Origin of the sequence: Iodobacter sp., from assembly GCF_025352645.1 — a bacterium.
Classification (GTDB): domain Bacteria; phylum Pseudomonadota; class Gammaproteobacteria; order Burkholderiales; family Chitinibacteraceae; genus Iodobacter.
The window spans coordinates 1-9,550 of record NZ_JANXSO010000162.1 but is presented as its reverse complement, the minus strand read 5'-3'; the positions used below and the strand labels follow the sequence as shown (position 1 = coordinate 9,550).

8 protein-coding genes are annotated in these 9,550 nt (G+C 49.7%); 7 read left to right on the top strand and 1 reads right to left on the bottom strand.

Translation table 11 applies throughout. The features are described from left to right. The first annotated feature begins 275 nt into the window (after window positions 1–275). The 6 genes from Q0R17_RS17970 (at window position 276) to gntU (ending at window position 7,510) form a co-directional block, all read left to right on the top strand. The gene (locus Q0R17_RS17970) at window positions 276–743 is read left to right on the top strand and encodes a hypothetical protein (RefSeq protein ID WP_293937557.1); all 468 of its coding nucleotides are present in this window, start codon (window positions 276–278) and stop codon (window positions 741–743) included. Between the two features lie 756 nt (window positions 744–1,499). Beyond that, window positions 1,500–3,416 carry a glycosyl hydrolase family 18 protein gene (locus tag Q0R17_RS17965; protein ID WP_293937554.1) on the top strand — a complete coding sequence of 639 codons (1,917 nt, stop codon included), beginning with the start codon at window positions 1,500–1,502 and terminating at the stop codon, window positions 3,414–3,416. A gap of 124 nt (window positions 3,417–3,540) precedes the next feature. After that, window positions 3,541–4,554: a UDP-N-acetylmuramate dehydrogenase gene (gene murB / locus Q0R17_RS17960; RefSeq protein ID WP_293937551.1), complete on the top strand. Its 1,014-nt coding sequence runs from the start codon at window positions 3,541–3,543 to the stop codon at window positions 4,552–4,554. 46 nt (window positions 4,555–4,600) lie between these two features. Continuing rightward, window positions 4,601–5,407, top strand: coding sequence for a TatD family hydrolase (locus tag Q0R17_RS17955; protein ID WP_293937549.1), 807 nt, complete (start codon window positions 4,601–4,603; stop codon window positions 5,405–5,407). A 219-nt stretch (window positions 5,408–5,626) separates the two neighbouring features. Further along, window positions 5,627–6,163, top strand: a complete 537-nt coding sequence (gene gntK, locus Q0R17_RS17950) for a gluconokinase (RefSeq protein ID WP_293937547.1) — start codon at window positions 5,627–5,629, stop codon at window positions 6,161–6,163. 6 nt (window positions 6,164–6,169) lie between these two features. Further along, window positions 6,170–7,510 (top strand): gluconate transporter, encoded by a 1,341-nt coding sequence (gene gntU, locus Q0R17_RS17945; protein ID WP_293937545.1) that lies wholly within the window; start codon window positions 6,170–6,172, stop codon window positions 7,508–7,510. A gap of 98 nt (window positions 7,511–7,608) precedes the next feature. Here gntU and Q0R17_RS17940 read toward each other — a convergent pair whose 3' ends face one another. Next, a complete protein-coding gene (locus Q0R17_RS17940) occupies window positions 7,609–8,547 on the bottom strand; it encodes an NADP-dependent oxidoreductase (RefSeq protein WP_293937543.1) in 939 nt (312 codons plus the stop codon). Between the two features lie 131 nt (window positions 8,548–8,678). Here Q0R17_RS17940 and Q0R17_RS17935 point away from each other — a divergent pair. Next, window positions 8,679–9,550, top strand: an 872-nt coding sequence (locus tag Q0R17_RS17935) for a LysR family transcriptional regulator (protein WP_293937540.1), incomplete at its 3' end; no start/stop codon positions are given.

The following is a 9,550-nucleotide window of genomic DNA, read 5'->3' as shown; positions in this document are numbered from 1 at the left end:
CACTTCTTTCAAGCTTGAGAGACTGGGGGAAAAAGAGTGAGTCTTTACGAGAGCCCCCAAGGAAAAAACGTATCTCCCAAGCTAAATTACGACGGCGTAGCCAGTTTGGTTAGCGCACATGGGGTTGCACCCGCCCTACGATGTTGCAATGTTTGCAATAGAGAGATCTAAACTGATGCCGGTTTGATGCTCAACAAACTGCTGTTAAGTTGCTAGAATTTGGTTTTATCCATCCTAGAAAAGATGCTCTGCCCCTATATTTTTTGAGTTAATCTATGCGCCTGCTGCAATTGCTCATTCTCTTTTGTCTTGCTAGCCCTGCATTCGCTGCGGGTCAGCTGCCTACGCATTTTGGCGATAAAATGGAGGCGGCTTTATCTTGCCGTAGCGAATGGTCTAATGACTGGTGGCGTAGCTATTTTCGTCAGTATATGGGCGACCCGCTGCGGGTATGGGGCGAGGCGGAGTGGTTTGAGGCGCAAAATGCGCAATTAGGCGGCAATACGGTGAGTGAAGTATTTGTGAGCCTACCTACATCGGGTGCCTTGATGGTGGGGGCACTGATCCCCGATCAAATTGAAACCGTGCGCAAAAAGATTGAAGCTGCTATGGGTTTTGTCTTTGTTCCGCTGGCAGGCAGTTATCCGCGTTATCTTTCCAAATTTGGCAGCGTCTTGGTAGGTCTACCTAATGATCAAACCAAGTGGTATTGCGCACGCTGGAATCTGGGCAACCGCCCTTAGTTTTTACTTTGCCTTGATTTGCGATGGCCACACACATCAGCGGCTATAAACCCCGCAGCGAGCCAATTGTTGGCTAACCCGCTCAGTAGTAATTAGACAAACAGCGAGCTAGTACGCATGCCTAGGGTTTTTCTTTATCCTCTGTAACATCAATCTATTTAAGTAGCTAATACCAATAGCCCTTGGCTAATGTGCTGCTGCTTGTCGTTGGCATGAGCTGGTTGTGGTTTTAATTTATATTTATCATTTGAAATAATTTTGTATGTTTCAGGAAAGAATACCTTAAATATCAGTAGTTTAATGTATACGTTTGTTGCTAAACGTGCAGCAGTTCACCGAAATATTTATGTAATTTTTATAAGAAAACTACATTTTTTATGATTGATTAGCTACATAAGTTTTTTTGAATGCTGCAGTGCATTATTTTCACAATCCCTGTATTTGCTAGGCATATTAATATTTTATGCGCTTAATGTTGCGATGCATTATGCGTAGTGGCTTGGTCTTTTGTAGTTGTCCAGATAAGTACTGCTACTTATGCCATTGGCTTATTCTTCTGGATGATCTTGAGTGCTTGACAAGAAAAATAGAATGGTGAGTAATGAATCCGGTCACGACCAATTACAAATAATAATGGCGTGGTGAGGCCCAAATACAGGTAAAGCTTTCATAGAATTGACAGCCTGTAGGAGGGTAGCAATACCAGTTGAGATGCGTGAATAACGCCAATCGATTTAAGAGGATGGAGACTCCCTTATGTCTAATTACAGTCGTTTAGCAGCAATTCCTGCTGCCTTTATTGTTATGCAAGCCTTTGCTGCACCCGCATGGGATGCCGCAACTACCTATAACGGTGGCGAAGTAGTGAGTTATGCCGGTAAGGATTACAAAGCTCAGTGGTGGACCAAGGGCAATGTACCAGGCGCCGATCAGTGGGGCCCTTGGGCGCTACAAAGTGGCGGAACACCGACACCGGCCCCAACGCCTGTGCCAACTCCAGCCCCAACGCCCGTGCCGACACCAAGCCCAACGCCAGCACCAACCCCATCGGCTTGCTATGTAACATGGACAGCAAGCACGGCTTATTCAGGTGGCCAATCGGTTACCTATAAAGGTCGTAATTACAAAGCACAGTGGTGGACTCAGGGTGATGACCCAACGACCAATGTGGGCGCAGGTAAGCCTTGGCTAGATTTAGGTGCTTGTACTGGCCCAACGCCAACGCCAACGCCAGCGCCGACACCGGTTCCAACACCAGTTCCAACACCGGTACCAACACCGGTACCAACACCGGTACCAACACCGGTTCCAACGCCAGTTCCAACACCGGTACCAACACCAGTACCAACACCAACACCAACACCAACTCCGCCGCCATCAGGTGCTAAGCAAGTAGGTTCATACTTTGCTCAGTGGGGCATTTATGACCGTGGTTATTTAGTGAAGCATGTTCAGACTAGCGGCTCTGCGGCTAAGATGACTTTCTTGAACTATGCCTTCGGTAATCTCTACCCTAAAAACGGCGGCTACGAATGTGGCATCGTGACTAAGGCAGAAAATGGCGCTCAGGACGGCGGCGATGGCTGGGCTGATTTCCAAAAAGGCTTTAGCGCTGGGGAATCAGTCGATGGCGTGGGCGATGTTTGGGGTGAAGATGGTAAGGGCGGCTTAAAAGGCAACTTTAATCAGTTGAAAAAACTGAAAGCCAAAAACCCAAATCTAAAAGTATTTATCTCCCTAGGCGGCTGGACTTGGTCTAAGTGGTTCTCTAACGCGGCTTCTACCGATGCACTGCGTAAACAGCTGGTTTCTAGTTGTATCGATGTCTATATCAAGGGCAATATTCCCTACGATGGCGGCTCCAATGCCGGTGGTAAGGGCAGCGCTGCAGGCGTGTTTGATGGGATTGATATCGATTGGGAATACCCAGGCGTGCAAGGGATTGGCACCAACACGGTTTCTCCAAACGATAAGCAAAACAACACGCTGTTGCTGAAAGAATTCCGCGCTCAGCTGGAGGCACTGACCGCCACAACAGGTAAGAAGTATGGCCTGACTGTAGCGATTGGTGCAGGGGCAGAAAAGATTGCGATGACCGAGCCTGGTGAATACACCAAGTACCTCGATTGGATCAACTTGATGTCTTACGACTTTAACGGCGGTTGGGATGCTAAGGGCCCAACAGACTTCCAGTCGCATCTTTACAATGATCCAGCCAGCCCACGTTATCTTGATCCTAAGACCGGCAAACCAGGCTTAGCTGCGCAATATAATATTGATAGCGCAGTCAAAAACCTGATTGCTGCAGGCGCTCCGGCTAGCAAAATTGTTTTAGGCATTCCTTTCTACGGCCGTGGCTGGACAGGCGTTCCTAATATCAATAATGGCCTGTACCAATCGGCAACTGGCCCAGCTAAGGGCAAGTACGAGGCGGGGATTGAAGACTACCGTGTGCTTAAAGATGCACCAGGCTCGGTATTTGTTCACCCCATCACCAAGCAATCTTGGAAATACGATGGCAGCACATTCTGGTCTTACGATACAACGGATGTGATTCAGACCAAGCTTGATTACGTGAAAGCCAATGGTTTGGGCGGCGCATTTAGCTGGTCTTTGGATGGCGACGATAGCGCTGGTACTTTGATGGGTGCAATGAGCAAGGTTCGCCAGTAAGATGATTTAGATTCTAGTGAGTTGATTAGCAAGCTACTAGTTTTAACCCTCATGCCTTGGCATGGGGGTTTTTTTTGTCCAGCTAGGGGATAATCCCCCCTTTGCCTGATCAAACGCCTCCACCATGTTACCCATTCAGTCTAATTTTAGCCTTCAACACGCCAATACACTGGGTTTGCCAGCTATCGCCCGCCATTTTTTGCGGCTGACAGATCCTGCACAATTAGCCGAGCTTTGCCTCGATGCAGCGCTTAAAGCCTTGCCTTGGCGCATCTTGGGTGGTGGCAGTAATTTGGTCTTGGCTGATGACATAAATGCCTTGGTGATTGCGGTGGAGTTAAAAGGTCGGCGCTTATTAAAAGAAGACGATGACGCTTGGTATATTGCCGCCGCCGCAGGTGAAAATTGGCATGAGTTTGTGCAGTGGACGCTGGCGCAAGGCTGGGCAGGGCTAGAAAACCTATCGCTGATTCCTGGCACGGTAGGCGCAGCACCGGTGCAAAATATTGGGGCTTATGGGGTAGAGGTCAAAGACAGCCTATTTAAGCTAACGGCCTATCGCCTTAGCGACGGGCAGGCGCGGGTCTTTAGCGCAGCAGAATGCCAATTTGCTTATCGGGATAGCTGCTTTAAGCAGGCCGAGGCAGATCAATGGCTGATTGCGGAAGTGGTATTTAGATTACCTAAAACCACCGATCTTAAAACCAATTACGGTGATATTGAGCAAGAGCTACACCTGCTAGGGCAGCGCACGGCCCAAGCGGTAGCACAGGCGGTGATTAATGTGCGCCAGCGCAAATTGCCTGATCCTGCGGTGATCGGCAATGCGGGCAGCTTCTTTAAAAACCCTATTGTAAGCAACGCGCTGCGCGCCAGCGTATTGGCCGCGCATCCTGAGCTGGTGTCTTATCCAGCTGGCCCAGCGCATTACAAGCTGGCCGCAGGCTGGCTGATCGAGCGCACTGGTTGGAAAGGCCGTCAGCTTGGGCCAGTGGGCATGTATCAAAAACAAGCTTTAGTATTAGTAAACCATGGCGGTGCAACCCAACACGACGTAGCCCTGCTCACCCAAGCCGTACAAGCTGATGTGCGCGCGCAATTTGGCGTAGAGCTAGAAGCCGAACCCGTCTGGTGGTGATGTATCGCATGGCTCATGCTTACGAAGCCCATATATGCAATATTGCATGGGCGCCCGTGCCCACCCTAAGCAAGAGGACAAAACCATGTGGATAGATACCCATTGCCATCTAGATGCCCCTGAGTTTGCCGCAGACCGTGATGAAGTGGTCGCGGCGGCAAGGCAGCTGGGTGTCGCGCAAATTGTAGTGCCAGCGGTGAGCGAGGCCACGTTTGCCGATGCGCTGACGATGCGCGATCGCTACGGGTGTTTTCCAGCCTTTGGCCTGCATCCTATTTATACTGCGGTGCATCAAGACGCCCATTTACTCACCTTGCAGCATTATTTACAGCAGCATCAGCCCATTGCGGTGGGGGAAATTGGCCTCGATTTTTATCTGCCCAGCTTAGATAGCAATCGGCAGGTAGAGATTTTTGAAGCGCAATTAAAACTCGCCCGTGATTTTGATTTGCCGGTGCTGCTGCATTTACGCCGCGCCCAAGATCAAGTGCTTAAATATCTGCGTAAATGGCGAGTCAAAGGTGGCATCGCCCACGCCTTTAATGGCAGCGTACAGCAGGCGGATGTGTTTATCTCGCTAGGGTTTAAGCTCGGCTTTGGTGGGGCGATGACTTACGCTGGCTCGCAGCGGATTCGCAAATTGGCCCGTGATTTGCCTTTAGAAGCACTGGTGATGGAAACCGATGCCCCCGATATTCCACCCGCATGGCTAGATCGCCAACGCAACCAGCCCGCTGAGCTAGTCAAAATGGCCGAAGTGCTGGCCGAGTTGCGCGGTATTAGCCTTGCAGAGCTGGCCGCGGCTACTTCGGCCAATGCTAGAGCCATTTTGCCAGGTTTACTTAGCGACTAAACCTATTTATGGCTTGTTTGGACATCACCCTAAGCACAGTCAGTAAAGGTGCTTGCCAACGGCTGGCTGCTCTTAGCATCGCTCTAAGGTTCTATTTTTTTAAGCCTTTTTGATTTGCAACAAATTTATTGCTTGGCAGTTTTTTTATTGCGATACATACTGTCGTCACAAAATGTTACCAGTAACATTAAACATAAAAACGAGTCAGGAGTCGATTCAATGAGTCAGATCGATCAAGCTACACCACACCAAGTTTTTGTTGTAATGGGCGTTTCAGGCAGCGGTAAGTCTGCAGTTGGGAGCGCAGTTTCGCGCGTGCTGGACTGTGGCTTTCTGGATGGTGATTTTCTGCACCCGCGTGCCAATATCGACAAGATGGCTTCAGGCCAGCCTTTAGATGATCACGATCGTGCGCCGTGGCTGGCCGCGTTAAGCACTGCGGCCTACGCGATGCAACGCACCCAAGTGGTATCGGTGATTGTGTGTTCTTCGCTAAAAAAAGCCTACCGAGATATTTTGCGTGAAGGTAATCCAAATCTCTCTTTTATTTATTTGAGTGGCAGTTTTGAGTTGATTGAATCGCGCTTAAAAGCGCGTGTCGGTCATTTTCAAAAGCCAAAAATGCTGGTTTCGCAATTTGCCACACTAGAAGTGCCGGGTGCGGATGAGCCGGATGTGGCGCATATCGATATAGCCCAAAGCTTAGAAAACGTCGTAGCCGCTGCCGTGCAGCATATTCGCCCTGCTCAGGAGTAAGAGAGAATGGATACATTAACACTGGTATTAACCGCTGTTGGCTCGGTTCTGATGTTGTTGTTTCTAGTAATGAAGGCACGTTTACACGCCTTTGTTGCGTTGATGCTGGTTTCAATCGGGGCAGGGGTTTTCTCTGGTATGCCGCTGGAAAAAATCGCTGAAACAATGCAAAAAGGGATGGGGGGAACGCTGGGCTTCCTCGCTATTGTGGTGGCGTTGGGTGCCATGTTTGGCAAAATATTGCATGAAACAGGAGCGCTGGATCAGATTGCAAGAAAACTGCTCTCTACTTTTGGTGAAAGCCGCGCACATTTTGCTTTGGGGATTGCTGGCCTGATCTGCGCATTGCCGCTATTTTTTGAAGTGGCTGTGGTGTTGCTGATCAGTATGGTATTTGCTGTGGCACGCCGTACTGGCGGCAATCTGGTTAAGCTGACTATTCCCTTATTTGCTGGTGTGGCCGCTGCTGCTGCGTTTCTATTGCCCGGCCCAACCCCTATGTTGCTTGCCTCGCAAATGAAAGCTGATTTTGGCTGGATGATTGCGATTGGTGTGGTTGCGGCAATTATCGGCATGCTGATTGCTGGCCCACTATTTGGGACATTTATTAGCAAGTATGTGACTTTTGAATTACCTGCTGATGTGAAAGAGCCTTGTTTAGATGAAGATAAAATGCCTTCGCTGGGCTTTAGTTTTGCGCTGATTTTGTTTCCTCTGTTTTTGGTAGGCTTAAAAACAATTGGCGCTCGTTTTGTTGAGCCCAATACCAGCCTTTACCACTGGCTGCAGTTTGTTGGCCATCCTTTTGTAGCGATTCTGATTGCCTGCATGGTGGCTATTTACGGCTTAGCCCTGCGCCGTGGTATGAGCAAAAATAAAGTGATGGAAATTTGCTCCGCAGCCTTGCAACCTGCAGGGACTATCCTGCTGGTGATTGGTGCTGGTGGTGTGTTTAAACAGGTACTGGTTGATTCGGGTGTGGGTGGTGCGCTGGGAAATGCGCTGATTGGTGCTGGCCTGCCTGTTGCGCTGGCATGCTTCTTACTTGCTGCTGCGGTACGGGTGATTCAGGGCTCAGCAACTGTAGCCTGCCTGACGACGGTAGGCTTGGTGATGCCAATTATTGATACCCTAGATTTTTCAGGTGGACAAAGAGCGGCATTGTCGGTTTGTATTGCAGGTGGCTCTATTGTGCTAAGTCATGTTAACGATGCTGGTTTCTGGTTGTTTGGTAAGTTCACTGGTGCAACTGAGCTGCAAACATTAAAAACCTGGACTGTAATGGAAACCATCCTTGGCACGACAGGGGCATTGGTCGGTATGGCGGCCTTTACTATGCTGTCATAGCCATTGATCGAAACGGCATAAAAAAGCCCAGTCTTTGATAAAGGCTGGGCTTTTTAGCGCCTATCTATCGCATGGGCTATGCCATACTTTTACATGTTTTAAGCGATTTGCAGCACAATCTTGCCACGGGCGCGGCCGCTTTCGCTGCGCTCATGGGCAAGGGCGGCTTGAGCTAATGGGAACACGCTGTCGATGACCACTTTGATGTGCCCAGCATCTAACAATGTAGCAATTTCGCTTAATTGAGTTGCATTAGGCTGCACAAAGCAAAATTGGGCGTTAACTTGGTGTTTTTGCGCGGTAGCGGCATCGGGTTCGTCGCAAATGGAGACAAGCCTGCCACCCACTTTTAGTGTTTGCCAGCTTTGGGCCAGAATATCGCCGCCCATGGTGTCAAACACCACGTCTAGATCACGTAAATCTGCGAAGTTGGCTTGGGTGTAATCAATGACATGGTCGGCACCGTGGGTGCTGACCAATTCGGCGTTTTTACCGGAGGTGGTGGTATACACCTCGGCACCACGCCACTTGGCGAGCTGAATCGCAAATAGGCCCACACCGCCTGCTCCGGCATGGATTAATACTTTTTCGCCCGCTTGCAATTTTGCTATTTCAAATAGCGATTGCCATGCAGTCAGCGCGGCTAAAGGCACGGCTGCTGCTTGTTGCCAGTCTAGACTTTGTGGTTTTTTTGCAATTTCACTGGCCCTAACGGCAACAAACTCGGCATACGCGCCATTGCGGCCAATATCTGGGCGGGAATATACGGCATCGCCGATTTTCCAGCCTGTGATTTGCTCGCCTAGGGCAACAATTTCACCTGCTACATCCCAGCCCAAAGTGAGCGGCATTTCATGAGATATGATGGATTGCAAATAGCCTTCACGGATTTTCCAATCCACTGGATTGACGCCCGCTGCGTGGACACGAATCAGCACATCATCAGCGTTAATCTGCGGTGTTGGCACATTTTCTAGCTGTAATACATCGCGTTGACCGTAGCTGTGTTGGCAAATGGCTTGCATGCTTGCTGTCATTTTTATTCTTCCAGTGGGTAAGTGAATGAGGCTAGTTTATCGATGAATCGCTGGATTGATTAGTACTGACAAAAGCATTACATTGTTGCCTCAACGGAATCAATTAGCTCGCAACACCAAAGGAAGCACGGATGACTCTTTCTCTAGATACTCTGCCAGGTTTGGCCTTGTTTTCCTGCGTGGTACGTCATGGCAGTTTGACGGGGGCCGCACAAGAGCTGGGCTTGAATCGTTCGTCCGTAAGTAAGCAGCTGGCGCGGTTTGAAGCTCAGCTTGGCGCAAAATTATTACAAAGAACAACGCGCAAGCTAGCGCTAACCGAGTTAGGCGAGCGGGTTTGGCAAGAGGCGCAAACGGTGGCTGCGGCGTTGGGTAATATCGATGCGATTACCGATGATTATCGGCAGAATGTGCGTGGGCGGCTGAAAGTGAGCTGCTCGTCGTCGCTAGCTAGGGTGCATTTAGTCCCCTTACTTTCTTTATTTTCCCAGCGTTATCCAGAAGTTGATTTGCTCTTGCAATTGGAAGATCGTTTTGTGGATTTAACGACTGAGCAAGTCGATATCGCTATTCGGGTCGGCCATTTGCCAGATTCAACCTTGGTTGCACGTAAGCTGGGTGAATTGCAATTGCAGTTGGTTGCTAGCCCAGCCTATCTGGCACAGAAGGGCACGCCGCAAACACCAAGCGATTTGGCACAGCATGCTTGTCTATTTTACCAAAATGGCTCGCGCGCTATGAATCTATGGACTTTTTCTGGGCCATTAGGGGAGGAGAAAGTGCGGGTAAAGGGGCCTTTGGCGATGAATGATGCCTGTGCTTTGGTCGATGCGGCCACCCATGGGCTAGGTTTATTATTGATTGACCGCGCCTTATTAGCCGCACCGCTTGCCAGTGGGCAATTGCTGGCGCTGCTGCCCGATTACCAGCTAGCAGTGGGCCTACCTGTGTATGCCGTCTACCCCGCACGCGACTGGCTTCCCGCCAAAGTAACCGCCTTTGT

Excerpts from the sequence above, each read along its gene's own strand:
- murB (WP_293937551.1), top strand. The coding sequence starts at position 3,541 with ATGTTACCCATTCAGTCTAATTTTAGCCTTCAACACGCCAATACACTG.
- Q0R17_RS17955 (WP_293937549.1), top strand. The coding sequence starts at position 4,601 with ATGGGCGCCCGTGCCCACCCTAAGCAAGAGGACAAAACCATGTGGATA.
- Q0R17_RS17965 (WP_293937554.1), top strand. The coding sequence starts at position 1,500 with ATGTCTAATTACAGTCGTTTAGCAGCAATTCCTGCTGCCTTTATTGTT.
- Q0R17_RS17940 (WP_293937543.1), bottom strand. The coding sequence starts at position 8,547 with ATGACAGCAAGCATGCAAGCCATTTGCCAACACAGCTACGGTCAACGC.
- Q0R17_RS17970 (WP_293937557.1), top strand. The coding sequence starts at position 276 with ATGCGCCTGCTGCAATTGCTCATTCTCTTTTGTCTTGCTAGCCCTGCA.
- gntK (WP_293937547.1), top strand. The coding sequence starts at position 5,627 with ATGAGTCAGATCGATCAAGCTACACCACACCAAGTTTTTGTTGTAATG.
- gntU (WP_293937545.1), top strand. The coding sequence starts at position 6,170 with ATGGATACATTAACACTGGTATTAACCGCTGTTGGCTCGGTTCTGATG.